Below are 25,709 nucleotides of genomic sequence, written 5' to 3' on the forward strand. Positions count from 1 at the left end.
CGAGCTCGCTTCGGCACTCGGGGAGCGGGATGGGTCACCGAAGACGAGGTGCGTCACCGAAGACAGGGATGGGTCACCGGCACTCGGGGAACGGCGTCGGTCACCTCCCGCCGACTGCATTGACCCTAGCTGGGGCGGCTGACCTCGTAGTTGCCCTTGCCGTCGAGGAAGGTGATGGTCACGCTGCGCTGGCTGTCGCCGACCTTGACCGTGCAGGTGAACGAGCCGCCCTCCTTGATCCGCTGACCCGACGGGCACTGCGCGTTCGACACATTGGTCGACTTGTAGTCCTGGGTCAGTACCCGCACGACACCCTGTTGCGCGGCATCCTGAGAGAGCGTCTTGGGAGCCCAGCCCGGGAACAGGAATGCGGTGATCAGCACGATCGCCGCAATCGCCGCGAGTACGCCGGCACCGATGTAGTAGAGCTTGCCGGACTTCTTGGTCGGCTGTCCCATCGCGCCGAACGGATCGTTCTGCGCACCGTACTGCCCTTGGCCCGATTGTCCGAACGACTCGTTCTGTTGCCCGTAGGGTTGCTGACCGAACTGCCCGCTCTGCGGCTGACCGTAGGATTGCTGACCGAACTGCCCGCCCGGCTGGGCGAAGCCACCGCTCTGGGGCTGACCGTACTGCGGTTGAGCGCCGAACTGGCCCGACTGCGGCTGCTGCTGACCGTAGGGCTGCCCATACGCCTGCGGTTGGGATACCGGACTGGTGAGCGGCTCGGTGGGATTCGGCTGCGACGCAGCGCTACCGTACGGGCTCGGCGAACCGTATTGCGGCTGCGAGCCGAACTGCTGCTGGGGTTGGGGCTGCGATGACTGCGGCTGTTGTTGCTGCGGCCCGGAGAACTGCGCGGGCGCGCCGAACTGAGTCTGCTGGCCGAACTGATCGGATGGGTCGGACGGCGCTGACGGCTGGGTGCCCGACTTCGTCGACTGCTGCGTGCTCGACGGCTGCGGGCCCGACTGCACCGCCTGAGTCGGGGCGGAGGGTGTCGCACCCGTGGTCGGGTTGAACTGCGTCGGCGCGTAGTTGCCGGGGCCGGTCGTCGGGGCCGGAGTGGGTCCGGAACCCGCGGTCGAATCTGCTGCGCCCGGATTCTTCGGCTGTTCGGGTTCGGTCATGAGTCCCTCCCGCAGGGGCTGCCACGACGGCAACCGGTTTTGTCGGATACGGCTGTTGATGCTATCGCAGCAGCGCCGAGCGTAGGTGGATCGCCACGTCGATTCTACGTCGTCACGTGCGTCAACTCAGTTCAACCGCTACTATGCCGCGGCGGATGGAGCCGACGGCGCTGCGCGCGGTGCGGGCCAGCCGACTGCCCGGCTCGACGCTCTTGGCGACCTGTTCGAGCAGGTCCACGACCTGCCGATTCCATCGAACGAAGTCGCCGGGTGACAACAGACTGCCGCGATCGCCCGCGGCGGCGAGCGCCTCGGTGAGCGATCGCCCCGACGCCCACAGCGCGACCGCCACCGAGAACCCGGTGTCCGGCTCGCGCGTGGGCGTCAGTCGATGACGCGACTCCACCTCGGTGAGGTCTTGCCAGATCCGGACCGTGTCGGCCAGGGCCGCGCGGAGTCCGGCACTGCCCGGCATCGCGTCCACACCCGAGTAGGTGTCGCGGCGCGCCTCGAACACGAGTGCCGCCACCACCGCCGCGAGCTCATGCGGGGGCAGATCGTCCCAGACCTGTTCGCGCAGACACTCGCTCACCAGCAGGTCGCTCTCGCTGTAGATCCGGCCGAGCACCCGGCCCGGCTCGGTCACCTCGACGGTGGACGTGCCGTCGACGTCGACCGTCCGCAGATATCCCAGGTCGGTCAGCACCCCGACGACCCGATCGAAGGTCACGCGCAGCGTCGACGTTCGCGCCGCGATGTTCGAGTCCAGTTTCGCGATGTCGCGGACCAGTCGATTGCGGCGCTCGGCCAGCCGGAACAGATCGTCGGAGTTGTCGAGGCCGTGCGCGGGATGCGAGCGCAACTGCGCGCGCAGTTGAGCCAATTCCCGATCGTCGGCGGCATCGGCACGTTTGCGCTGCTGGCGACCCCGCGGTGCTTCGATGCCGGTCGAACGCAGCGCCGACGCCAGATCTCGCCTGCCGCGCCCGGTACGCCGATCGATGTGTTTGGCCAGGCGCATGCTGCCCAGCACTTCCGGTGGATTCAAGAAGTCACGCACGCCCAGCCGGCCGCACCAGCCGTCCTCGGAGACCACCATCGGTTTGGGGTCGTCACGATTCGACGCCGGCTCGATGACCACCGCCACGCCGCGGTGTCGGTTGCCGTAGAGCCCGATGACCTGCCCGCGCTTGAGCGCCGCCAGATCGTCGCTCGTCGACGCCAGATCCGACCGTCGGCGTGCCATCTTCAGCTGCCGCTCACGGGCGCGGATGTCCTCCCGGAGCGCAACGTAACCGAGGAAACCGGCGTAGGGCACACCGTCGACGGCCCCCTCGCCGTGCGCGCCGCCCAGCGTCGGGTCGCCTGGTTCGAGTCCGCGCCGGTCGGCGGCGGTGGCGAGCTCGCCGTCGATCCGCCGCAGCGCGCGCTGCGCCTCGTCGATCTTGTGTGCCTGCCCGACGACCGAACGGTCGGCCTGGAACTGCGCGAACGAGCGATGCAGGATCTCGCGCGAACCCGACAGGCCCAGCCGGTCGATGAGATTCACCGCCATGTTGTACTCCGGCGCGAATGAGCTGCGCAGCGCGAAGGTCCGCGATCCGGCCAGCCCGGCGACCTCGGTCGGCACGATGTCGGGGGTCCACAACACCACCGCGTGACCTTCGACGTCGATGCCGCGGCGGCCGGCACGTCCGGTCAGCTGGGTGAACTCGCCGGGCGTCAGGTCCACGTGTGCTTCGCCGTTGTACTTGACGAGCCGTTCGAGCACCACCGACCGGGCGGGCATGTTGATGCCCAGCGCGAGCGTCTCGGTGGCGAACACCATCCGCACCAGCCCACGGGTGAACAGTTCCTCCACGCAATGCCGGAAGGTCGGCAGCAGACCCGCGTGGTGCGCGGCGAAGCCGCGACGCAGACCGATCCGCCATTCCGCGACGCCGAGCACCTCGACGTCGGCGGGTGACAGTTCGGCGACGTATCGATCGACCACTTCGTCGACCTGACGGGCATGATGCTCGTCGAGGAGACTGATCCCCGACCGCAGACACTGGTGCAGGGCGCCGTCGCAGCCGGCCCGCGAGAAGATGAACCCGATAGCCGGCAGGAGTCCCTCACGGTCGAGTTGGCGGATCAGGTTGGGCCGCGGCACCGCATTGTTGCGCCGCGGCGCCCCACGGCCCCGATTCCGCCCGCGTCCGCGGTCGTCGTAGTCGGAGTCCAGCGTCAGCGTCCGATGCTTGATGTAGCGCATCAGCTCCGGATTGACCTCGGGGCGGCGCGGCGAACCCGTGCGACCCGACCGCGGAGTACGCGGATCGAACAGGTCGAACAGCCGTGTGCCCACCATCATGTGCTGCTGCAGTGGGACCGGGCGATGGTCGTCGACGATGACGGCGGTGTCGCCGCGGACGGTCTGCATCCAGTCGCCGAACTCCTCGGCGTTGCTCACCGTCGCCGACAGCGCGACTATCGACACCTCCGGCTCCAGATGAAGGATCACCTCTTCCCACACCGCACCGCGGAACCGGTCGGCGAGGAAGTGCACCTCATCCATCACGACATGCGAAAGACCCTGCAGTGCAGGCGAATTCGCATAGATCATGTTGCGGACCACCTCGGTGGTCATCACCACGACGTCGGCGTCGGCGTTGATCGAGTTGTCACCGGTGAGCAGGCCGACGGCATCGGCGCCGTATACCGCGACGAGGTCGTTGAACTTCTGATTGCTCAGCGCCTTGATGGGCGTGGTGTAGAAGCACTTGGTGCCCTGCGCCAACGCCAGGTGGACCGCGAACTCGCCGACGATCGTCTTGCCCGCACCGGTCGGGGCGCAGACCAGGACGCCGTGCCCGGCCTGCAGGGCATCGCAGGCGCGCAGCTGAAACGGATCGAGGGCGAATGCTTGACGGGCGAGAAAATCGTCGAGGTGCGTCATCGCCTACAGGATGTCACCAAAGGACTCGGCCGACCGCACCGACGCACGAGAAGTCGCCGCGACGGGCGGCGACGCGACCGGGCGCACCGACGCGCTCGGCTGCGGACTGGCTTCGTCGTCGGACAGCGCGTCCCAGTCCTCGCCGCGGCGCGCCTTGCGCTTGTCGTTGATCCGCGCGATCTGAATCGCAACTTCCAGCAGGACCGTCAGTGCTCCGGCAAGCGCCGTCATGGTGAACGGATCCGATCCGGGGGTCACCACCGCGGCGAACACGAACATGCCGAAGATCAGGCCCCGGCGCCACTTCTTGAGCCGGTCGTAGTGCAGTACGCCGATCAGATTCAGTGCGACGATCAGCAGCGGCAGCTCGAAGCTCACCCCGAAGATCACCAGCAGATTGATCATGAAACCGAAGTACTGGTCGCCGGCCAATGCGGTGACCTGCACCTCGTTGCCGACCGTCAGCAGAAACTCGAAGGCCTTCGTCACGACCAGGTAGGCCAGCACCGCACCGGCCACGAACAGGATCGACGCCGAGGTCACGAAGGAGACCGCGTATCGGCGTTCATTGCGGTGCAGCCCGGGGGTGATGAACTGCCACAGTTGGTAGAACCAGATCGGCGTGGCGATCACCAGGCCCGCGGTCAGTGAGACCTTCAGGCGCAACATGAACTGATCGAACGGACCGGTCGCCAACAGTCTGCAACTGCCGTCGGGGGTGAAACTGGCCCGCGACGACGCCGGCAGCGAGCAGTACGGTCCGCGCAACAGCTCACCGAGCGATTCGACGCCGAAGATCGTATGCGAGTACCAGAAGAAACCGAAGATCGTGGTCAGCAGGATCGCGATCATCGAGACGACGATGCGGTGCCGCAATTCGTAGAGATGATCGACCAGCGACATCGTCCCGTCGGGGTTGACCCTGCTGCGACGCCGACGGGGATCGAGGGGAATGCGCACTAGCGTGTCAGGCAGATTTCTGCACGTCGTCGGGCTTGGTGGTGGTCACCGGCGCGACGACCGACGCGTCCGACGGGGGCAGTTCACGCGGTGCCTCGGCGACCGGAGCGTCGGGCTTGCCGTCGTTCTGCATCTCCTTGACTTCGGACTTGAAGATGCGCAGCGAGCGGCCCAGTCCTCGTGCGGCGTCCGGCAGCTTCTTCGACCCGAACAGAATGACGAAGGCAAGCAAGACCAAGACGATGTGCCACGGCTGAATGGCGCCCATGAGTTCAACCCTTTCGAATGACTGTTGCCCATGCTACCGGACCGGCGGTCGGTGCCGCCCTCAGGAATAGCGGACCCGTGCCGCCGTCGCGGCGTCGGCGACCCGCCGCGCCACCTGCGCGGCCGCGTCGTCGGATCCGACTATCCGGATCTGGCCGCCGAATCCGAGGATGAAGCGCGCGAGCCACTCGTCGGAACCGTAGCGCAGCGTCGCCCCCTGTGCGCCGTCGGCGTCGGGCTGGCCGTGCGGTTCGAGCAGAAAATACTCGAACGCCCAGCGCGCCGGCTCGTCGACGACGAGTTCGACGGTGGGCAGATCCGGATTGTCGCTGAGGACCGGCGACTGCTTGACGCTCTGCGCGCCCGCGGGCGGAGCCGACGTTTCGTCGAGCAGTGTCGCATCGTCGATGCGGTCGAACCGGAACAGCCGCATGCCTTCGCTCTGCCTGCACCACGCGGACAGATAGGTGAACCGGTCGACGACCTGCGTGCCGACCGGGTCGACGGTGCGATCTCCGGCACTGTCGCGACTCGGTGTGTAGTAGCGGATCCGCAGCGCCACCTTGTCGCGCACCGCGCGCCGGACGGTGTCGAGGACCGCCGACTTGCCGTCGTTCACCGACGTCACCGCGTCGGGCAGCGCGGGTTGGCCACTCGCCGCGACCTCGATCTTGGCGATCGCGCGTTCGGCGGGTGCGGGATCGGTGGCGTGGGTCTCGATGACCGTGCGCAGCGCCATCAGCAGGACCGTCGCCTCCGACGAGGTCAGCCGCAGTGGACGCTTCAGGTCGCCGCAGAGAAAGCTCAGGTGCACCCGACCGTCCTCTTCGTAGACGTCGATCATGTCGCCGGGCAGCTGCAGCTTGCCGGGCAGTCCGCTCAACGACAGCTGCTGCAGGTCGGCGACCAACTCGCTCGCGCCGACGCCGAGTTCGCGCACCGCCACGTCGAGTTCGATGCCGTCGTTGGCGAGGAAATACGGAATCAGCGTGAGCAGCCGGTTCAGTTGGTCGGCGGGTCGGCCCATGTCAGGCACCCGCCGCGAGTCGGCCGAGCGCGTCGACGACGCTGCGCCGCAACGAGTCCGGCCCGAGCACCACGGCGTCGGGTCCGACGCCGAGGATCGCGCGTTGCAGGCCGGATTGCGACGGGATGCTCAGCAGATCGCCGGGCTCACCGGCGAAGTCCTGCGGCGTCGACGACCGCGCCATCCGCCGCAGCCCGTCGGCGCGTCCCCGCGCCACCCACACCGATGCGACGACGTCGGGGTCGGCACCGGAGACATTGGTGACCGTCTCGGCGAGGATCGCGCCGAAGTCGAGGTCGGCGGGAACGGTGAAGGCACCCGGCCGATCCACCGTGGCGACGTCGGTGATGCGCGAGACGCGGAAGGTGCGTCGATCGTCGCGGTCGCGGTCGTGTCCGATCACATACCACTGACCGCGGTGGGTGCGCACCGTCCACGGCTCCAGCGTGCGCCGAGTGGGGGCGTCCGCACGGGCCGCGCGATGCAGGAAGGTGACCGCCTCGCGTGACGCGCACGCCTCCATCAGGGCCCGGATCACGGGTTCGGAACTGATCGCACGGGGGGCGATCTCCACCTCGTCGTTGGTGCGCACGTCGATGCCCGCGCTCTTGAGTTTGCGGATCGCGCTGCGGGTCAGCCCGTCGACGTCGGGGCTGTCCCATACCAGCGCTGCCATCGCGACGGCTGCCGCCTCGTCCTCGCTGAGGTGGATGTCGGGCAGCTCGTAGCTCGCTCGGTCGATCCGGTACCCCTCGGCGCCGTACGCGTGCGGCGCGGGCCCGGTGAGCAGCGGCAATCCCATGTTGCGCAACTCGGCCTTGTCCCGCTCGAACATCCGGTTGAACGCGTCGAGCGTCCCGTTCGGGTTGTCGGCGTACCCGACGACGTTCTCCCGGATGTAGTCGGCTGTGACGAACTGCCTCGACTCCAACAGGCAGATCACCAGGTTGAGCTGCCGTTCGATCTTCTTTCGCACCACCCGCGACACCTTTTCGTCACTCCCCGACCGTCACATCGATGCGATGAGCCGATCGACGCGCTCATCGACACTGCGGAACGGATCCTTGCACAGCACGGTGCGCTGCGCTTGATCGTTCAGCTTGAGGTGCACCCAGTCGACGGTGAAGTCGCGGCCGGTCTTCTGCGCGGCCGCGATGAAGTCGCCGCGCAGCTTCGCCCGGGTGGTCTGCGGCGGTTCCTCCACCGCGGCGGCGATCGCCTCGTCGGTAGTCGCGCGGGCGACGAGTCCCTTGCGGGTCAGCACGTCGAACACGCCGCGACCGCGTTTGATGTCGTGGTAGGCCAGGTCGAGTTGCGCGATCTTGGGGTCGCCCAGCTCCATGTCGTATCGATCCTGATAGCGCTGGAACAGCTTGCGCTTGATCACCCAGTCGATCTCGGTGTCGACCTTGGAGAAGTCGTCGGACTCCACGGCGTCGAGGACGCGGCCCCACAGGTCGACGACGGTCGTCATCGCCGGATCGGGATGCCCGCCGGCGATGTGCTCGACGGCCCGTGCGTGATACTCGCGCTGAATGTCGAGGGCGCTGGCGGTCTTGCCGCCGGCCAACCGCACCTGACGACGGCCGGTCGGATCGTGGCTGATCTCGCGGATCGCACGGATCGGGTTGTCGAGCGCGAAGTCGCGGAAGCTGAGACCGGCCTCGATCATCTCCAGCACCAGCGTCGCCGACCCGAGCTTGAGCAGCGTCGTCATCTCGGCCATGTTCGAGTCGCCGACGATGACGTGCAGCCGACGGTACTTCTCGGCGTCGGCGTGCGGCTCGTCGCGGGTGTTGATGATGGGCCGCGAGCGCGTCGTCGCCGACGACACGCCCTCCCAGATGTGTTCCGCGCGTTGGGAGAGGCAGAAATCCGCGGACTTGGGGGTCTGCAGCACCTTGCCCGCGCCGCAGATCAGCTGCCGGGTCACCAGGAACGGCAGCAGCACGTCGGAGATCCGGGAGAACTCCCCCGCCCGCACCACCAGGAAGTTCTCGTGGCAGCCGTAGGAGTTGCCCGCCGAGTCGGTGTTGTTCTTGAACAGGTAGATGTCGCCGCCGATGCCTTCGTCGGCCAGCCGCGTCTCGGCGTCGACGAGCAGGTCCTCGAGGACCAGCTCACCGGCGCGGTCGTGATTGATCAACTGAATCAGGTTGTCGCACTCGGCCGTTGCGTACTCCGGGTGCGACCCGACGTCGAGATAGAGGCGAGCCCCGTTGCGCAAGAACACATTCGACGACCGGCCCCACGACACGACGCGCCGGAACAGGTAACGCGCCACCTCGTCGGGGCTCAGCCGCCGGTGTCCGTGGAAGGTACAGGTGACACCGAATTCGGTCTCGATGCCCATGATTCGCCGCTGCAACGCAGGTACCTCAGTCCTTCTCGTCGGTGGGTGCCGATTCGGTCGACGCCTCGGTGTCGGTCGGCGCCTGCTCCGCAGACACCTCGGCGAGGAGCTCGCCGACCCGCTCGTCGGTGAACCGTTTGAAGGCGCGCCGCGGCCGGTTGCGGTCGAGGATCGCGACTTCCAGATCATCGGCGGACAGTTCCCGGGGCTGCTCCCCGACGGCGCCGAGTGCGCGGACGGCCACCGAAATCGCTTGCGCGAGTGGCAGATCCGCGGTGTAGTGCTCGGTCAGCGATTTGGTGATCGCCTCGGTCACACCGCCCATGACAAGAAAGCGGGTCTCGTCGGCGATCGATCCGTCGTAGCTGATCCGGTAGAGCTGCGAGGCCGTGGTGCGGCCCGGTTTGGCCACCTCGGCCACGCACAACTCCACCTCGTAGGGCTTGGCCTGCTCGGTGAAGACCGATCCCAGGGTGTTGGCGTAGGCGTTGGCCAGCGACAGACCGGTGACGTCGGCGCGATCGTAGCTGTAGCCGCGCAGATCCGCGAGCTGGATGCCGGCTTTGCGCAGACTCTCGAATTCGTTGTACTTGCCGACCGCGGCGAATCCGATGCGATCGTAGATCTCGCTGATCTTGCGCAGCGTGTTCGACGGGTTCTCCGCGACGAACAGCACACCGTCGGCGTAGGTCAGTGCGACGACGCTGCGCCCGCGGGCGATTCCCTTGCGCGCCAGCTCCGAACGATCGCGCATGATCTGCTCGGCACTCGCGTAGTACGGAAACGTCATCGCAGATCTCCCTCCCCGTCGTGGCTGGTCTGCGGCGCGTGTTGCGCGCTGCGGCGCGCGGTGACGTCGGCGGCCGCGGCGGCGATGTCGGCCTGCGGTACCTCCGCGGCGCCGTCGGCGTCGACGGTGACGGCGGTCGGGAAGATCTGCCGGACGACGTCCGGTCCGCCGGTGGCCGAATCGTCGTCGGCGGCGTCGTAGAGTGCCTCGACGGCGATCGCGAGGGCACCCGCGGCGTCGAGGTCGAACCGGTAGAGCTTCTTCAGCGACGACTTCGCGAATATCGAACCCGAGCCGATCGCGGTGTACCCGCCGAACTCCTCGTGGCGGTCGCCGGCGATGTCGAAGGAGAAGATGCGTCCGCGCGCCCCGGCGTCGGCGTCGGTGTCGAAGCCGACGAGCAGCGGTACCGCCGCGAGACCCTGCATGGCCGCGGTCAGGTTGCCGCGCACCATCGAGGCCAGCCGGCTGACCTTGCCGTCGAGCGTCAGCGGCACGCCTTCGAGCTTCTCGTAGTGCTCGAGTTCGACGGCGAACAGCCGGACCATCTCGATGGCGATGCCCGCGGTACCGGCGATGCCGGCCGCCGAGTAGTCGTCGGTGATGTAGACCTTGCGTACGTCGCGGGTGGCGATGATGTTGCCTGCGGTGGCCCGACGGTCACCGGCGAGCACCACGCCTCCGGCGTACGAGACGGCGACGATCGTGGTGCCGTGCGGGATGTCGTTCACGCCGGAGCCCGCGGTGAACGACGCCAACCGGGCCGAGGGCAGCTGGTCGGGCGCGTGGACGCGCAGATAGTCGGTGAACGAAGAGATGTCAGGCCCGTTGTCGAATGCGCCGGGAGTCACTGGCCGCCCTTCTGGACATATGCCCGCACGAAGTCTTCGGCGTTCTCTTCCAGCACATCGTCGATCTCGTCGAGCAGATCGTCGGTCTCTTCCGCGAGCTTCTCGCGACGTTCTTGACCGGCGCCACCGTCGCCGGTGACATCGTCGTCGTCGCTGCCGCCACCGCGGTGAGTCTGTTCCTGCGCCATGCCGCCTCCTATGCGTCGGGCCAGCCAAGAAATACCGAATATGGCTGGGTAGATTCACCCTACCGGTCTCGCCGAACAGATGTGTGAGGCTGGCGGGAGAGCCGTGTCCCGCTACGACATCGTCAGCTGGTCGACCAGTTCGGCTGCGCTGTCCACCGATTCGAGCAGCGCGCCCACGTGGGCGCGACTGCCGCGCAACGGCTCCAGCGTCGGGATGCGGACCAGCGAGTCACCGCCGAGGTCGAAGATCACCGAGTCCCAGCTGGCCGCGGCGACGTCGGCGCCGAAGCGTCGCAGACATTCGCCGCGGAAGTAGGCCCGGGTGTGCTCCGGCGGCGTGGTGATCGCCTCGATCACCTGGGCCTCGGTGACCAGGCGCTGCATCGAGCCGCGCGCGACGAGCCGGTTGTAGAGCCCCTTGTCGAGCCGGACGTCGGAGTACTGCAGGTCGATCAGATGCAGCCGCGGCGCCGACCAGCCCAGCCCCTCGCGCTGCCGGAAGCCTTCCAGCAGCCGCAGTTTCGCCGGCCAGTCGAGCAGGTCCGCGCATTCGAGCGGGTCGCGTTCCAGTTTGTCGAGGACGTCGGCCCAGGTCGCGAGTACATGCGCGGCGCGGGCGTCGTCGGAATGCTCGGCGTCGTGGAAGGCCTGACAGCGGGCCAGGTACTCGCGCTGCAGCGCCAGGCCGGTGAGTTCGCGGCCGTTGCTCAACGCGACCGTCGCGGTCAGTGTCGGGTCGTGGCTGATGATGTGCACGGCCGAGACCGGGCGGGCCAATTCGAGGTCGGAGAAGTCGTGGCCGGCCTCGATGAGGTCGAGTACCAGTGCCGTGGTCCCGACCTTGAGGTAGGTGGAGGTCTCCGACAGGTTGGCGTCGCCGATGATGACGTGCAGCCGCCGGTAGCGGTCGGGGTCGGCGTGCGGCTCGTCGCGGGTGTTGATGATGCCGCGCTTGAGGGTCGTCTCCAGGCCCACCTCGACCTCGATGTAGTCGGCGCGCTGGCTGAGCTGGAAGCCCGCCTCGTCGCCCGACTGCCCGATCCCGACACGGCCCGACCCGACGATCACCTGACGCGAGGCGAAGAACGGAATGAGTCCGCCGATGATCGCCGGAAACGGCGTCTCGCGATTCATCAGATAGTTCTCGTGGGTGCCGTAGGAGGCGCCCTTGCCGTCGATGTTGTTCTTGTACAGTTGCAGCGCCGGTGCCCCCGGGACGCTGGCGACGTGCCGCGCGGCCGCCTCCATCACCCGCTCGCCCGCCTTGTCCCAGATCACCGCGTCGAGCGGATCGGTCACCTCCGGAGCCGAGTATTCGGGGTGGGCGTGGTCGACGTAGAGGCGCGCGCCGTTGGTGAGAATCATGTTGGCGGCGCCGATTTCGTCGGCGTCGATGATCGGCGCAGGCCCCGACGAGCGGCCCAGGTCGAAGCCGCGCGCGTCGCGCAGGGGTGATTCGACCTCGTAATCCCAGCGGGTTCGCTTGGCGCGCGGCACCCCGGCCGCCGCGGCGTAGGCGAGCACAGCCTGGGTGGATGTCATGATCGGATTGGCGCTCGGATCAGAGGGAGCGGAGATTCCGTATTCGACCTCGGTGCCGATGATTCGCTGCATGGCCCCAAGGGTAGTGCCCGACGGAACGGTCGCTTTGTCGGGCACAGCGACGAGGTCGTCGAAGCAACGCGCCAGTAGGACTTTTCTCCGGTACCGTAGCCAGCCGTGAAAGCCTTCCGTCGGTTCACCGTCCGGGTACAACTCCCGAGCCAATTGCAGCCCTTGACCGAACTAGCCGCCAACCTCCGGTGGTCGTGGCACCGCCCCACCCAGGAGGTGTTCGCCGACATCGATCCCGATGTCTGGACCGAGACCGCCGACCCGTTGCGGGTACTGGAACAGGCCACCACCGAGCGGCTCACCGAGCTCGCCGCCGACACCGAATTCGTCGCCCGGGTGAGCGCACTGGCCGCCGACCTCGCCGAATACCGCAACTCCGCCGCGTGGTTCGGCGCGCTCGCCCAGCAGCGGCCCGTCCCGGCGTCGATCGCCTACTTCTCCATGGAGTTCGGCATCACCGAAGTACTCCCCATCTACTCCGGCGGCCTCGGCATCCTCGCCGGCGATCACCTCAAGGCCGCCTCCGATCTCGGCCTGCCGCTCGTCGGTGTCGGCCTGTTCTACCGGTCCGGCTACTTCCGGCAGTCGCTGACCGCCGACGGCTGGCAGATCGAGAACTACCCGGTCAACGACGCGCGCACGCTGCCGCTGCGTCAGCTCACCGACGGCGACGTCCCCGTCGAGATCTCGGTGTCGATGCCCGGCGGCCGTACCCTGACCGCGCGGGTCTGGGTCGCCACCGTCGGGCGGATCAGTCTGTTGCTCCTCGACGCCGACGTACCGGTCAACGACGACGAACTGCGTGGCGTCACCGACCGTCTGTACGGCGGCGACCAGGACCATCGCATCAAGCAGGAGATCCTGCTCGGGGTGGGCGGCGTGCGCGCGGTGCGTGAGTACGTCCGGCTGTCGGGGACGCCCGCGCCGGAGGTCTTTCACATGAACGAGGGCCACGGCGGCTTCCTCGGCCTCGAGCGCATCCGCGAGTTGGTGACCGCCGACGAACTCACCTTCGAGCAGGCCGAGGCGGTCGTGCGGGCCTCGTTGGTGTTCACCACCCACACACCCGTCCCGGCCGGCATCGACCGCTTCCCGATGGGCCTGGTGCGCCACTACCTCGACGCCGACGACAGCGGGGCGTCGAGGCTGCTGCCGGGGCTGCCCGTCGACGTGCTGTGCCAGCTCGGCGACGAGGCCGCCCCCGACGTCTTCAACATGGCGCACCTCGGTCTGCGTCTGGGGCAGCGGTCCAACGGCGTGTCCAAGCTGCACGGCGCCGTCTCCCGCAAGATGTTCGGCGACCTGTGGCCCGGATTCGACACCGCCGAGGTGCCGATCGGCTCGGTCACCAACGGTGTCCACGGGGACACCTGGCGCTCGGGACGCTGGCCCGCCGACGCCGAGCAGAGCGACGCCGAGATCTGGGCGGTCCGCAACGAACTGCGCGGCAACCTCGTCGACGAGGTCCGGCGCCGCGTCTACCGCAGCGGGCGGGCCCGCGGGCATTCCGAGGCGGAACTGTCGTGGACGCGCGACGTCTTCGATCCGCGGATTCTGACGATCGGCTTCGCGCGACGCGCGGCCACCTACAAGCGGCTCACGCTGATGCTGCGCGACCCGGATCGGCTGCGTCGACTGCTGCTCGACCCGCAGCGGCCGATCCAGCTGGTGGTCGCGGGCAAGGCGCATCCGGCCGACGACGGCGGAAAGTCGTTGATCCAGCAGATCGTGCGGTTCACCGACGACCCCGCGCTGCGCGGGCGCATCGTCTTCCTGCCCGACTACGACATCGGCATGGCCCGCCACATCTACGCCGGCTGCGACGTGTGGCTCAACAATCCGGTGCGCCCGATGGAGGCGTGCGGAACGTCGGGCATGAAGTCGGCGCTCAACGGCGGCCTGAACCTGTCCATCCTCGACGGCTGGTGGGACGAGATGGCCGACGGCCACAACGGCTGGGCCATCCCGTCGGCCGACGAGATCGGCGACGAGCACCGCCGCGACGACATCGAGGCCAACGCCCTCTACGAACTGCTCGAGCAGACCGTCGTGCCGCTGTTCTATTCGTCGGGCACCGAGGACACGCGGACGCTCGCCGACGACGGCGTCCCCACCCGCTGGGTCGACATGGTGCGGCACACCATCGACGATCTCGGCCCGCAGGTCCTCGCCGAGCGGATGGTCCGCGACTACACCACCGAGCTGTATTCGCCCGCCGCGCAGTCGTTCCGCGACGCCGTCGCCGACGACTACGCGCTCGCTCGTGACCTGGCCGCCTATCGCGACAAGGTCACCGCGGCCTGGCCCTCGGTCAGCGTCGCCGGCGTCGACGAGGAACTGCCGCCGCACGCCGAGGGAGTTGTCGCCCCCGGATCGAGCGTCGCGCTGACCGCACACGTCAGCCTCGGCGGGCTCAGTCCCGCCGAGGTGACCGTCGAGGCGGTCGGCGGCACCGTCGACGCCGACGGAGAGATCCTCGACCCCGTCACCACGACCCTCACCGCTGCCGAGGGTCGCGACGAATCGGGGCGCGCCCTGTTCGTCGGCGGCTTCGACGTCGACCGGTCCGGCCGGCTCGGCTACACCGTGCGGGTGCTGCCCCGCCACCGCGGTCTCGCGGTCGCCAGCGAAGTCGGCTTGGTGCGCTACCCGTAGGGTCGCCGACCAGACGCCATACCGACTCGACGACGCCCGGGACCGTTCCCGGGCGTCGTCGAGTGTTATCCGGTCGCTACTTCTTGATCACCAGGCGCCGCCAGGTGAACACGAACAGCACCAGCCCCATCAGCGCCAGCACACCGTAGGAGACCCCCAGATACATCAGGTCGTGTGTCCATAGCTTCTCGACCTTGACCGACTGTGCGTCCTGCGAGACCTCACGCAGATCCACGACCGCCGCCGCACCCGCATATCCCCAGCGTGACGGGAAGATCCAGGACAGCTGCTCCAGACCCGGGCGCCCGGCGAGGGCGAACAGCCCGCCGCTGAACACGAACTGCACCATGATCACGATCACCAGCGGCGGCATGGTCTGCTCGGTCGAACGCACCGCCGCCGAAATGGCGAGTCCCACCAGGGTGCTCACGCAGCCGAGCCAGGCGACGATGGCGAACAGCTCCAGCCAGCCGGGCAGGAAGAAGTGCGCCGTCGGCGTTCCCTTCCGGACGAAGTTGATGGCCAGCATCAGCGCGGTCTGCAGCGCCACCGCGACGAAGAACACCACGACCTTCGCCCAGAGGTAGGCGGCCGGGCGCAGCCCCACCGCGCGCTCCCGCTCGTAGATGGGACGCTCACCGACCAGATCGCGCACCGACAGTGCGGTGCCCATGAACGCCGCCCCGATCACCAGGACGACCAGCATCTGCACTGTCTCGGCGGGTTCGTCGACGTTGTTGGGCTGATAACCGGCAGAGCCCGGGATCACCAGCGACAACGCGCCGAGCACGATCGGCAGCAGTACCAGGAAGGCGAGATAGCCGGTGTCGGCGAAGATCAGCCGGACCTGACGTCGGGCGACGGTCGAGAGCTGCCGCAGGAAGCCGCTCTGCTTGGCCTTGACGACCGGCCCCGGCGTCGGGGGCGGCGGCGGAGCGGGTTGCGAGGCGAATCGCGAGGTATAGCGGGCGTGTGCGGCGTCGGGCTGCTCGGCGACGTAGGCGAAGATCTCCGCCCAATCGGTGGTGCCCATCGCCGAACCGACCTGGTTGGGCGCACCGCAGAAGGCCGTCTTGCCGCCGGGCGCGAGCAGCAGCACCTCGTCGCACAGCGACAGGTAACTCAGCGAGTGAGTCACGACGATCACCACGCGCCCGGCGTCGGCCAGTCTGCGCAGCGTGTTCATCACCTGTCGGTCCAGTGCGGGGTCCAGGCCCGACGTCGGCTCGTCGAGGATCAGCAGCGATGGACCGGTCAACAGTTCCATCGCCACCGAGGCCCGTTTGCGCTGTCCACCGGAGAGCTTGTCGACGCGGGTGTCGAGGTGATCGAGGAGTTGCAGCTCGGCCAGCACGCCGGCGACCACCTGGGAACGGTCGGCCTTGTTCATATCCGGCGGCAGCCGCAGCTGCGCGGCGTATCCGAGCGCTTGGCGCAGGGTCAGCTTGCGGTGCAGGACGTCGTCCTGCGGGACCATGCCGATACGCGAGGCGAGCGCGTCGTACTCGGCGTGCACGTTGCGACCCTCGAACTGCACGACACCCGCCGAGGGACGCGAGAGTCCGGCGATGATCTTCGCCGCGGTCGACTTGCCCGCGCCCGAGGGTCCGATGATCGCCGTCAACGATCCGGGTGCCGCCGAGAAGTTGATGTTGCGCAGCAGCTCTTTGCCGTCGACGGTCAGTCCCACGCCGTGCACCTCCAGGCCGCCGGCGACCACCGACTGCGCCTGACCGCGCATCAGGTTGCCCTGCGACACCACGAAGTCGCTGTTACCGATGGTGACGACGTCGCCGTCGGTCAGCTGCTGACGCGCGACGCGGCGGCCGTTGACGTAGGTTCCGTTGACGCTGCGCAGGTCGTCGATGAACATCCCGGCCGAGGTCTTGGTCACCTTGGCGTGATGACGCGAGGCGAGCACGTCGGAGACGACGATGTCGTTGTCCGGGGTGCGGCCGATCGTCTGCGTGCCGACCAGCGAAATCGCTTGCCGCCCGGCCTGTTCCGGCGCGGTCAGCGCATTGCCGACATTGTGCAGCAAGGACTGCAGATGCGGTGCGGCGTCGGAGTCGGGCAGATTCGGCGGGCGGACGATCGGCTGTCGGGGACCGAAGTCGACGGTGGGCATGGTGCCGCCGGACGGACCCGGCCCGAATTGTCGCGACTGCGGCTGTTGGGGCTGATGCGGTTGCTGCTGCGGCGCGAACGGCCGCTGCTGCGGCTGCCCGCCGAACTGATTCGGATTCTGCCCCTGATTCGGCTGCGGGCCCGATCCCGCCCGGCCTTGCTGCGGGGGCGCCGACGGCCCGGGCTGCGCCGGCAGCGGATGCGACACCGGCGGACCGGGTTGCGGCGGCTGAGCCCCCAACGGCTGGGAGACCGGCGGGATGAGGGTGACCGCGCCGGGTGGCGGCCCCGACGTCGCGGTCGGTGCGGCAGACGGCGCGGTCGCCGGCACCACCTCGACGAGCGGCCCGGTGTTCGGGTCGCCGAGCCGCACCGTCTGGGTGCCGTTGCCCGCGGGAATCTCGGTCAGCCGGGTCGGGCCGGCGAACGATCCGTTCGTCGACCCGAGGTCGGCGATGTACCACTGACCGTTGCGCCACTCGATGCTCAGATGCTGCCGCGACACCAAGTGGTGATTGACGACGATGTCGTTTTCCGGCGTGCGCCCGAGCGTCAGCCGTGCCTTGGCGCCGACGTGGCGCACGGTGCCGTCAACCGTGACGCGAATCGGTGCGATATCTACGCTGTTCATCACCGACAGACCTTAATCGGTGTCGGCGACGAACGCGTGGACGCTCGACTTTTACAAGTACTGCCCGGTGTTGGTCTCGGTGTCGATCGCCCGGCTCGCGCCGCTGCTCTTCCCGGTCACCAACGTGCGGATATAGACGATACGCTCGCCCTTCTTGCCTGAGATCCGTGCCCAGTCGTCCGGATTCGTCGTGTTCGGCAGGTCCTCGTTCTCGGCGAACTCGTCGAGAATTGAGTCGAACAAATGACTGATCCGCAGACCCGGTTGACCGGACTCCAACTGCGCCTTGATCGCATACTTCTTGGACCGGTCGACGACGTTCTGGATCATCGCTCCGGAGTTGAAGTCCTTGAAGTACATGACCTCCTTGTCGCCGTTGGCGTAGGTCACTTCGAGGAACCGGTTGTCGTCGCTCTCGGAGTACATCCGGTCGACGACCCGCTCGATCATCGTCTTGACGCACAGCGCCCGGTCGCCGCCGAACTCGGCGAGATCGTCGGCGTGCACCGGCAGCTCGGTGACGAGGTACTTGGAGAAGATGTCCATCGCCGCTTCGGCGTCGGGCCGTTCGATCTTGATCTTGACGTCGAGCCGTCCGGGCCGCAGGATCGCGGGGTCGATCATGTCCTCGCGGTTCGACGCACCGATGACGATGACGTTCTCCAGCCCCTCGACGCCGTCGATCTCACTGAGCAGCTGCGGGACCACGGTGGTCTCGACATCGGAGGACACGCCCGATCCGCGGGTCCGGAAGATCGAGTCCATCTCGTCGAAGAACACGATCACCGGGGTGCCCTCGGAGGCCTTCTCGCGCGCCCGCTGGAAGATCAGCCGGATGTGTCGTTCGGTCTCGCCGACGAACTTGTTCAGCAGCTCGGGGCCCTTGATGTTGAGGAAGTACGACTTGGCTTCCTTGGCGTCGTCACCACGGGCCTGCGCGATCTTCTTCGCCAGCGAGTTGGCGACCGCCTTGGCGATCAGCGTCTTGCCGCAGCCGGGCGGCCCGTAGAGCAGCACGCCCTTCGGCGGGCGCAGCGAGTACTCGCGGAACAGGTCCTTGTGCAGGAACGGCAGTTCCACGGCGTCGCGGATCTGCTCGATCTGCCGACCGAGGCCACCGATGTCCTCGTATCCGACGTCGGGGACCTCTTCGAGAACCAGGTCTTCGACCTCGGCCTTGGGGATCCGCTCGAACGCGAAACCGGCCTTGTTGTCGATCAGCAGCGAGTCACCCGGGCGCAGCTTGCGCCGCGGCGAGTCGCCGTCCTCGTCGGTCGCCGTCAACAGCGGCTGCGCGAGCCGTACGACCCGCTCTTCGTCGGCGTGGCCGACGATGAGTGCGCGTTTGCCGTCACCGAGGACCTCCCGCAGCGTGCCGATCTCGCCGACGGTGTCGAAGTCGGTGGCCTCGACGACGGTCAACGCTTCGTTGAGGCGCAGCGTCTGTCCTTGATGCAGGGCTTCGACGTCGATGTTCGGCGACACCGTGAGACGCATCTTGCGGCCGGAGGTGAAGACGTCGACGGTGTCGTCGGGGTAGGTGGCCAGCAGTACGCCGTATCCGCTCGGCGGCTGCCCCAGGCGGTCGACCTCTTCGCGGAGAACGACGAGTTGCTGGCGCGCGTCTTTGAGCGTGTCCAAGAGTTTCGCGTTGCGGACGGTCAACGCGTCCACCCGGTCTTGGAGCTCCTTGACATCGCGGCTTGCGCCACCGGACACGGGACCGGCGCCCACGTGTCGTTGCAGCGGGGGACGCTGCGGCTCGGGGGTGCGATCTGACTCGGTCATAGCTGACTCCTCTCGGCGTCGCATTTCGCGCTCGCGCCTACGGTCTGGAGACCGTCGGTAGAACTCCACGCTACCGGCGGGTGGACGATCGCGCCGTGAGGCGCACCTTTTTGGGCGAAACGATTGCGCCGCAATCGACCTCGTGGCACCTCAGCCCTTGGTCGGACGACGGTGCGCACGCAGCGGGGTGACACCGTCGGCGAGTCGCCGCGCGGTGATCAGAAACGCCGTGTGACCTTGCATCCGATGCTCCGGGCGCACCGCCAGACCGAGGGCGCTCCACTCGCGCACGAGCGACTCCCAGGCCCGCGGCTCGGTCCAACACTCCTGTTCACGCAGCGTTTCCATGATCCGCGAGAGTTGCGTCACCGTGGCCACGTAGACGATCAGGACGCCGCCGGGCTTGAGTGTCTTTGCCACGGTGGGCAGCACTTCCCACGGGGTGACCATGTCCAGGATCAACCGGTCGGCCTGATCGGTCGGGTCGTGATCGGCGAGATCGCCGACGACGAGTTCCCAGTTGTCGGGTTTGGCACCGAAGAACGTCTCGACGTTGCGTGCGGCGTACTCGGCGTGGTCCTCGCGGATCTCGTAGGACAGCACCGATCCCTCGGCGCCGACGGCACGCAGCAGCGAACAGGTCAACGCACCCGATCCGGCGCCGGCTTCGATGACGCGGCATCCCGGATGGACGTCGCCCTCGGCCACGATCTGCGCCGAGTCCTTCGGGTAGATCACCTGTGCGCCGCGCGGCATCGACAACACGTAGTCGGTCAGCAACGGCCGCAGCGCCAGATATTGGGTGCCGCTCGTCGCCGACACGATGCTGCCCTCCGGCGCGCCGATGAGATCGTCGTGGTCGATCGCGCCGCGGTGGGTGTGGAACTGCTTGCCCTCCTCGAGGACGACCGTGAACTTGCGTGCCTTCGAGTCGGTCAGTTGCACGCGGTCGCCAGCAGCGAACGGGCCGGTCGTGGGCATGGGGCAGCTCATTTCTTTCACGGAAGATGTTTCGGGCGGGTTCGCCGAGTGGGTGTGCCGTGTCGGTACCCCCGAATACCCTGCCATATGTGAACATCACCGGATCGGCCAGCGCACCCGCGGCCACCTCCCCCGGGTCGGCCGACCATCGGCCGCCGGGCGCCGAGCGGGGACTGGCCGGGCGCCGACTGGCGTTGTCGCCGTCACGCGCCGCCGACTTCCGGCAGTGCCCGCTGCTCTATCGGTACCGCGCCATCGACCGATTCCCCGAGCAGCCGACGCCGGCGCAGACGCGCGGGCACGTCGTGCACGCCGCTTTGGAGAATCTCTTCGACATGCCCGCCGAGCTACGCACACCGGAATCTGCGCACCTGCTCGTCGAGGGTGCGTGGGCGGCGATGTGCGAGGCCGATCCCACACTGCACGACACCATTACCGGTGAGGACGACACCGCCTTCCTCGCCCAGACTCAACGACTGATCACCACCTACTACACGATGGAGAACCCCACCGCGTTCGACGCCCAAGCCGTCGAGGCCCATTTCGAGATCGAGGACGACGACGTCGTGCTGCGCGGCTACATCGACCGCATCGACGTCGCCCCGACCGGCGAAGTCCGCGTCGTCGACTACAAGACCGGACGCAGTCCCAGTGAGGCCTACGAGGCCAAGGCGCTGTTTCAGATGAAGTTCTACGCGCTGGCGATTCTGCGCCGACACGGCGTCGTTCCGCATCGACTGCAGTTGATGTATCTGTCGGACGGCACGCAGTTGCATTACTGCCCCGATCGTGACGAGCTCGAACGGTTCGCGCGCACGCTCAGGGCGATCTGGGCGGCGATCACCTCGGCGGCGGCCACCGGCGACTTCCGCCCGCACAAGTCGTCGATGTGCAAGTTCTGCGAGCACAAGGCGCGTTGTCCCGAGTTCGGCGGAACCATCCCCACCTACCCGGGACCACCCGCCGGATTCTGAATGCGACGAATTATGGTGAGCGTCATGGACGCCGCTTACTATCTGCCGCTTCCCACACCTTCCCCCGACGACGGCTACGAATATTTCCAGCCGACGCCGTCGACGCTGAGCGTGTGGGCGGACACCTTGCAGCACGGCGGCCCGCCCACCGCGCTGTTGACGCGGTCGCTGCAGGCCGTCGTCGCCGGGCGTTCGGGTGGCTTCAGCCGGATCACCACCGACATTCTCGGGGCGATCGGGCTCGATGTGAATCGCGTTCGCGCACAAGTTATTCGACCCGGCCGTCAGATCAGCGTGATCGGCGCCGAACTCGACGTTCGGCAGGCCGACGGCAGCTTCCGCACGGCTGCGCGAGCGAGCGCCTGGTTCCTCGACGGCGCGCCGACCGCGCCGATCGAACACCTGCCGCGGCCGCCGCTGACTCCCCCGCCCGGCGAGGTCGCGATGCGGCGCGGCATCACCACCGACGACACCACCGGCATCGACTGGGGAACGGTCGCGTTCATCGGCACCACCGAGACCGGTCGCGCCGACAGCCGCAACGGCGGCACACCCGCGACGTGGATACGCCCATTGCTGCCCCTCGTCGACGGCGAACCGACCAGCGATCTGTCGTCGGCGTTCACCGTGATCGACGTCGCCAACGGCATCGGAACCAGCCTCGATCCGCGCCGCTGGAGCTGGATGAACACCGACACGACGGTGCACCTGCTACGCCCGCCGCGCGGCGAATGGCTCGGACTCGACTCCGACCTTGCCGTCGGCCCTGCCGGCTACGGCGCCACCTTCGCCGACCTCTACGACGCCGACGGCTTCGTCGGCCGCTCCGCGCAGACAGTGTTGCTGGCGATACAGCAGCAGCCCGACGGCGGACTCAACCTGAGGTAGGGCCCGGACCGAGCCTCCGGCTCCCCGAGTAGTTTCCCGCTCCCAAGTGCCGAAGCGAGGAACGAGCCCCCCGCTCCCCAAGTGCCGAAGCGAGGCACGAGCTTCGGTGTAACCGCCGTGCTGAGTGAGCGCGAGGAACGAGCGGTCGTATCGAAGTAGAGGGGTCTGGTGACACGAAGAACCCAGGCCGAACGCCCCCGCTCCCCGAGTACCGAAGCGAGGCACGAGCTTCGGTGTAACGAGGGGTCTGGCGACACGAAGAACCCAAGCCCAACGCCCCCGCTCCCCGAGTGCCGAAGCGAGGAACGAGCTTCGGTGTAACCGCCGTGCTGAGTGAGCGCGAGGAACGAGCGGTCGTATCGAAGTAGAGGGGTCTGGTGACACGAAGAACCCGGCGCAGCCCCGTGATGATTGATCGGCGGCGATGAAGTGGCGCCGTCGCGCGAGTCACACCCGACCCGCACACCTCACCGATAACACCGAACCGTTGTGATCCGGGTGGTCACGGCCACACGTCCCTCAGAATCGGCAGGACCGGATGTCGGACGCCAGAATCGCCTTCGCGCCCATTTCGGACAGGTCGTCCATCAGGTTCTGGTGCTGGCTGCGGGGTACGAGCGCGCGTACGGCGACCCACGCGTCGTCGGCCATCGGCGACACCGTCGGCGATTCGATGCCGGGGGTGATCGCCACGGCCTTGTCGAGGAGGTTGCGCGGGCAGTCGTAGTCGATCATCACGTACTGCTGGCCGAACACGACACCTTGCACGCGAGCCGCGAATTGTTTTGCAGCCCTGGACAATTCAGTATCGGCACGGCGCACCAGCACCGCCTCCGAATCGCACAGCACATCACCGAAAGCCGCGAGGCCGTGCTGGCGCAGGGTCCGTCCGGACCCGACGACGTCGGCGATCGCGTCGGCGACCCCGAGCTGGATGGAGATCTCGACTGCGCCGTCGAGGCGAATGATGTCGGCGGTGATGTTGCGTTCGGTGAGGTCGCGGCGCACCAGATTCGGGTACGACGTCGCGATGCGCTTGCCCGCGAGGTCCGCGACGGTCCAGGTCTGACCGGCTGGGGCGGCGTAACGGAACGTGGATCCGCCGAAGCCCATCGACAGTTCTTCGGCGACGTCGGCCTGCGAGTCGCGGGCCAGGTCGCGGCCGGTGATGCCGAGGTCGAGGGTGCCGGCTCCGACGTAGATCGCGATGTCTTTGGGTCGCAGGAAGAAGAACTCGACGCCGTTGTTGTTGTCGAGGACGGTCAGGTCTTTGGAATCGGTGCGACGCCGGTAGCCGGCTTCGGTCAGCACGCCGACGGCGGCTTCGGAGAGCGCACCTTTATTGGGGACTGCGACACGCAGCATGGGAGTGATCCTCTAGGTCGTGGTGGATGCGGGAGACGCGATGGGGCCGAACGGAATTCACAGATGTCGGTAGACGTCTGCGGTCGTCATGCCGCGTTTGATGAGCATCACCTGCAGCCAGTAGAGAAGCTGGGAGATCTCTTCGCCGAGAGCGTCGTCGGACTCGTGCTCGGCGGCCAGCCAGACTTCGCCCGCCTCCTCGATGATCTTCTTTCCCAGCGTGTGGATGCCGGAATCGAGTGCCGCGACGGTGCCACTGCCCTCGGGCCGGGTAGCCGCTTTCTCGGTCAGCTCGGCGAACAGTTCATCGAAGGTCTTCACGAGTGCCCATTTTCGCATGTGAGGCCTGCAGCGCTGCGGACAGGTCGGCCATCGTCAGCCCGACGAGGTCGGCGCGTCGGGTCTGGCGTGCCAGCGGTGGAATTCGCCCGCTGAGGGCCTCTTCACCGACGACGAGTGTCGCCGCACCCGCATCGTGCCCCGCTCGTGCGCCGGCGGGTGAGTCTTCGATCACCACGCAATTGGTCGGATCGACGCCGAGCAGCGCGGCCGCCCGCAGATACGGCTCGGGCGCGGGCTTGGCGGCGGTCACCTCGTCTCCGCACACGGTCACCGTGAACCGGTGACCGCCAAGGGTTTTCAGCGCGACGTCGGTCAGTTCGCGGACGGTGTTGGTGACCAACGCCAGAGGTACGTCGTGCTCGCCGAGCAGATCGAGCGTCTGCTGCGCGCCCGGCCGCCAGGGCAGCCCATCGCCGAACAATCCGTGCACGCGCGCGTTGCTCCACGCGTGGTCGGCGTCGATGTCCCAGTCCGCCTCGGGTATTCCAGCGGCGATCAGGACCTTGCTGATGGCATCGTACGACGAGTTCCCGAGCGTCGACGCCCGCAGCTGCGCGTCCATCTCGACGCCGTGGCGGGCCGCGAGTTCGACCATCGCGATGTCCCACAGCGGTTCGGTGTCGAGCAGGGTGCCGTCCATATCCCAGAGGACGGCGGCGGGCCGAAGGAGTTGATCTGCACTCACTACCTGCACGCTAATGCTGCGGGAGCCGACCCACAAACCATGATTCAATATTCGGCAATGGCAATGATCTCAATCACAGTGAATAGGAGTGTCCGATGACCGCTGGTCTGCGACGTCGAACCGCTCTAACGGTCGTCGCGGCCGCGCTCGCCGTCGTCGCCGTCGCCGGCTGCGGCTCCGCCGACCATTCCGCCGCGTCGTCGTCGGCCCTACCGGCCTGCAGCGGGGTGGCGACGTCGGATTATGGACTCGGCGACGCCCTCGCGTCGGCGGCGGCGAAACTGGCCGCGCTGCCCCATCGCGTGGCGACCGGCACGGCGACGGTGTTGCGTGTCGACGGGGCGAAAGCACCGCTGCGCGTGGCGATCACGGTGTGCGGCGACGGACTCGACGACGACTCGCTCAAAGACGTCGCATCGACGCTGGCGGTCGCCGTGGCCGGTGCCAGGGAACTCGGCAACCAGGTGGGCGCGCTGTCAGTCGAACTCCAGTCGGCGAACAAGGTCGCTCAGGCCGATCCGTTCAACGCTGCGAGTTTCGCCTCCGGCACCGACGTCGCGACCGTACGAGGCCAATGGAGGATCGAACAGAATTAGTAGGGTGTCGCACTTAAAGAGTTGTATGACCGTTGCGTTTCTCTGCCGTTGAGCGAGCGGAGCGGGTCGAACCCCACCGGCTGGGCAGTGACGAAACCCGCAGCGTCACAGTGGTTCGACTCGGCTTCGCCTCACTGAACCAGCAGGATGCGGCGAAGCAGGGTCCGCGCAAGATGATCAATACCCTTAGGCGCGACACATCAACTAGTCTGCGGCTGTCGTACCAGGCCGTAGTTGTCTCTTGCATTCTGGTTAGTAGGGTGGGTCGCCGAGGTGGGTGGCGGCGTCGTCGGCGGCGATGTGGGCGCGGACTGCGGGTGGCTCGATGCATCGACCGTCGGCGCGGGCGCGGCGGTTGCGGTCGCGTTCGGCTCGGCGTCGGGCATGTTTGTCTGCCGTGCGGGTCCGGTGGGGGTCCGCCGGTGTGTGGGGCGGTGCGGGTTGTCGTCTGCCCGGCGTCTGGGGTGTGGTGAACCGGTAGCGGGCCAGTCCGGGGAACAGGTCCAGACCGGGTCCGGCGCGGCCTTCGATCACGGTCCCTTCGGGGGTGATGAAGACA

21 protein-coding genes and 1 pseudogene are annotated in these 25,709 nt (G+C 67.6%); 4 read left to right on the forward strand and 18 right to left on the reverse strand.

The window, feature by feature from the left end; translation table 11 throughout:
- Positions 1–125 precede the first annotated feature (125 nt).
- From HH308_RS28430 to dop, 11 genes are all read right to left on the reverse strand, one after another.
- Positions 126–1,130 (reverse strand): DUF4333 domain-containing protein, encoded by a 1,005-nt coding sequence (locus HH308_RS28430; RefSeq protein WP_170197656.1) that lies wholly within the window; start codon positions 1,128–1,130, stop codon positions 126–128.
- A gap of 121 nt (positions 1,131–1,251) precedes the next feature.
- Positions 1,252–4,068, reverse strand: coding sequence for a DEAD/DEAH box helicase (locus HH308_RS28435; protein ID WP_170197657.1), 2,817 nt, complete (start codon positions 4,066–4,068; stop codon positions 1,252–1,254).
- 3 nt (positions 4,069–4,071) lie between these two features.
- Entirely contained in the window at positions 4,072–5,028 is a 957-nt protein-coding gene (gene tatC, locus HH308_RS28440; protein WP_170197658.1) for a twin-arginine translocase subunit TatC, read from the reverse strand.
- A gap of 7 nt (positions 5,029–5,035) precedes the next feature.
- On the reverse strand, positions 5,036–5,296 hold the full coding sequence (gene tatA, locus HH308_RS28445; protein ID WP_170197659.1) for a Sec-independent protein translocase subunit TatA: 261 nt from the start codon (positions 5,294–5,296) through the stop codon (positions 5,036–5,038).
- A 60-nt stretch (positions 5,297–5,356) separates the two neighbouring features.
- Complete coding sequence (locus tag HH308_RS28450; RefSeq protein ID WP_170197660.1) at positions 5,357–6,322, reverse strand: helix-turn-helix transcriptional regulator; 966 nt, start codon at positions 6,320–6,322, stop codon at positions 5,357–5,359.
- Between the two features lies 1 nt (position 6,323).
- Positions 6,324–7,301 carry a helix-turn-helix transcriptional regulator gene (locus HH308_RS28455; protein ID WP_170197661.1) on the reverse strand — a complete coding sequence of 326 codons (978 nt, stop codon included), beginning with the start codon at positions 7,299–7,301 and terminating at the stop codon, positions 6,324–6,326.
- A gap of 30 nt (positions 7,302–7,331) precedes the next feature.
- The gene (pafA, locus tag HH308_RS28460) at positions 7,332–8,690 is read right to left on the reverse strand and encodes a Pup--protein ligase (protein WP_170197662.1); all 1,359 of its coding nucleotides are present in this window, start codon (positions 8,688–8,690) and stop codon (positions 7,332–7,334) included.
- 10 nt (positions 8,691–8,700) lie between these two features.
- Positions 8,701–9,465, reverse strand: a complete 765-nt coding sequence (gene prcA, locus HH308_RS28465; RefSeq protein ID WP_170197663.1) for a proteasome subunit alpha — start codon at positions 9,463–9,465, stop codon at positions 8,701–8,703.
- Entirely contained in the window at positions 9,462–10,316 is an 855-nt protein-coding gene (gene prcB, locus HH308_RS28470; protein WP_312870885.1) for a proteasome subunit beta, read from the reverse strand. The genes prcA and prcB overlap by 4 nt, the downstream gene beginning before the upstream one ends.
- Entirely contained in the window at positions 10,313–10,504 is a 192-nt protein-coding gene (locus HH308_RS28475) for a ubiquitin-like protein Pup (RefSeq protein WP_170197674.1), read from the reverse strand. The genes prcB and HH308_RS28475 overlap by 4 nt, the downstream gene beginning before the upstream one ends.
- Before the next feature lie 111 nt (positions 10,505–10,615).
- Positions 10,616–12,118: a depupylase/deamidase Dop gene (dop, locus tag HH308_RS28480; RefSeq protein ID WP_170197664.1), complete on the reverse strand. Its 1,503-nt coding sequence runs from the start codon at positions 12,116–12,118 to the stop codon at positions 10,616–10,618.
- A 105-nt stretch (positions 12,119–12,223) separates the two neighbouring features.
- On the opposite strand from dop, the gene glgP reads away from it, so the two are divergent.
- Positions 12,224–14,773, forward strand: a complete 2,550-nt coding sequence (gene glgP, locus HH308_RS28485) for an alpha-glucan family phosphorylase (RefSeq protein ID WP_170197665.1) — start codon at positions 12,224–12,226, stop codon at positions 14,771–14,773.
- A gap of 76 nt (positions 14,774–14,849) precedes the next feature.
- Here glgP and HH308_RS28490 read toward each other — a convergent pair whose 3' ends face one another.
- From HH308_RS28490 to HH308_RS28500, 3 genes are all read right to left on the reverse strand, one after another.
- A complete protein-coding gene (locus tag HH308_RS28490) occupies positions 14,850–17,531 on the reverse strand; it encodes an FHA domain-containing protein (RefSeq protein ID WP_170197666.1) in 2,682 nt (893 codons plus the stop codon).
- A 51-nt stretch (positions 17,532–17,582) separates the two neighbouring features.
- Entirely contained in the window at positions 17,583–19,343 is a 1,761-nt protein-coding gene (arc, locus tag HH308_RS28495; RefSeq protein WP_211188959.1) for a proteasome ATPase, read from the reverse strand.
- A gap of 126 nt (positions 19,344–19,469) precedes the next feature.
- Complete coding sequence (locus HH308_RS28500) at positions 19,470–20,300, reverse strand: tRNA (adenine-N1)-methyltransferase (RefSeq protein WP_170197668.1); 831 nt, start codon at positions 20,298–20,300, stop codon at positions 19,470–19,472.
- A gap of 89 nt (positions 20,301–20,389) precedes the next feature.
- Here HH308_RS28500 and HH308_RS28505 point away from each other — a divergent pair, with 89 nt between their 5' ends.
- On the forward strand, positions 20,390–21,274 hold the full coding sequence (locus HH308_RS28505; RefSeq protein WP_312870886.1) for a RecB family exonuclease: 885 nt from the start codon (positions 20,390–20,392) through the stop codon (positions 21,272–21,274).
- 24 nt (positions 21,275–21,298) lie between these two features.
- Complete coding sequence (locus tag HH308_RS28510) at positions 21,299–22,162, forward strand: thioesterase family protein (RefSeq protein ID WP_170197670.1); 864 nt, start codon at positions 21,299–21,301, stop codon at positions 22,160–22,162.
- A 519-nt stretch (positions 22,163–22,681) separates the two neighbouring features.
- On the opposite strand, the gene hisG is transcribed toward HH308_RS28510, so the two are convergent.
- From hisG to HH308_RS28525, 3 genes are read right to left on the reverse strand one after another with little or no spacing between them, the layout of a single operon-like run.
- Positions 22,682–23,527 (reverse strand): ATP phosphoribosyltransferase, encoded by an 846-nt coding sequence (hisG, locus tag HH308_RS28515; protein WP_170197671.1) that lies wholly within the window; start codon positions 23,525–23,527, stop codon positions 22,682–22,684.
- Positions 23,528–23,584: 57 nt separating this feature from the next.
- Positions 23,585–23,848, reverse strand: a complete 264-nt coding sequence (locus HH308_RS28520; protein WP_170197672.1) for a phosphoribosyl-ATP diphosphatase — start codon at positions 23,846–23,848, stop codon at positions 23,585–23,587.
- On the reverse strand, positions 23,832–24,554 hold the full coding sequence (locus HH308_RS28525) for an HAD family hydrolase (protein WP_376767307.1): 723 nt from the start codon (positions 24,552–24,554) through the stop codon (positions 23,832–23,834). The genes HH308_RS28520 and HH308_RS28525 overlap by 17 nt, the downstream gene beginning before the upstream one ends.
- 95 nt (positions 24,555–24,649) lie before the next feature.
- Here HH308_RS28525 and HH308_RS28530 point away from each other — a divergent pair, with 95 nt between their 5' ends.
- On the forward strand, positions 24,650–25,150 hold the full coding sequence (locus HH308_RS28530; RefSeq protein WP_170197673.1) for a hypothetical protein: 501 nt from the start codon (positions 24,650–24,652) through the stop codon (positions 25,148–25,150).
- A gap of 252 nt (positions 25,151–25,402) precedes the next feature.
- Here the strand turns inward: HH308_RS28530 and HH308_RS28535 are convergent.
- A pseudogene (locus HH308_RS28535) lies at positions 25,403–25,709 on the reverse strand (hypothetical protein); the annotation flags it as partial.

Source organism: Gordonia asplenii (assembly GCF_012933505.1).
In the GTDB taxonomy this organism is placed as follows: domain Bacteria; phylum Actinomycetota; class Actinomycetes; order Mycobacteriales; family Mycobacteriaceae; genus Gordonia; species Gordonia asplenii.

Coding starts and splice junctions, on each gene's coding strand:
- HH308_RS28430 (WP_170197656.1), bottom strand. CDS start 1,130: ATGACCGAACCCGAACAGCCGAAGAATCCGGGCGCAGCAGATTCGACC.
- HH308_RS28435 (WP_170197657.1), bottom strand. CDS start 4,068: ATGACGCACCTCGACGATTTTCTCGCCCGTCAAGCATTCGCCCTCGAT.
- tatA (WP_170197659.1), bottom strand. CDS start 5,296: ATGGGCGCCATTCAGCCGTGGCACATCGTCTTGGTCTTGCTTGCCTTC.
- HH308_RS28450 (WP_170197660.1), bottom strand. CDS start 6,322: ATGGGCCGACCCGCCGACCAACTGAACCGGCTGCTCACGCTGATTCCG.
- prcA (WP_170197663.1), bottom strand. CDS start 9,465: ATGACGTTTCCGTACTACGCGAGTGCCGAGCAGATCATGCGCGATCGT.
- HH308_RS28475 (WP_170197674.1), bottom strand. CDS start 10,504: ATGGCGCAGGAACAGACTCACCGCGGTGGCGGCAGCGACGACGACGAT.
- dop (WP_170197664.1), bottom strand. CDS start 12,118: ATGCAGCGAATCATCGGCACCGAGGTCGAATACGGAATCTCCGCTCCC.
- HH308_RS28490 (WP_170197666.1), bottom strand. CDS start 17,531: ATGAACAGCGTAGATATCGCACCGATTCGCGTCACGGTTGACGGCACC.
- arc (WP_211188959.1), bottom strand. CDS start 19,343: ATGCGACGCCGAGAGGAGTCAGCTATGACCGAGTCAGATCGCACCCCC.
- HH308_RS28500 (WP_170197668.1), bottom strand. CDS start 20,300: ATGCCCACGACCGGCCCGTTCGCTGCTGGCGACCGCGTGCAACTGACC.
- HH308_RS28510 (WP_170197670.1), top strand. CDS start 21,299: ATGGACGCCGCTTACTATCTGCCGCTTCCCACACCTTCCCCCGACGAC.
- hisG (WP_170197671.1), bottom strand. CDS start 23,527: ATGCTGCGTGTCGCAGTCCCCAATAAAGGTGCGCTCTCCGAAGCCGCC.
- HH308_RS28530 (WP_170197673.1), top strand. CDS start 24,650: ATGACCGCTGGTCTGCGACGTCGAACCGCTCTAACGGTCGTCGCGGCC.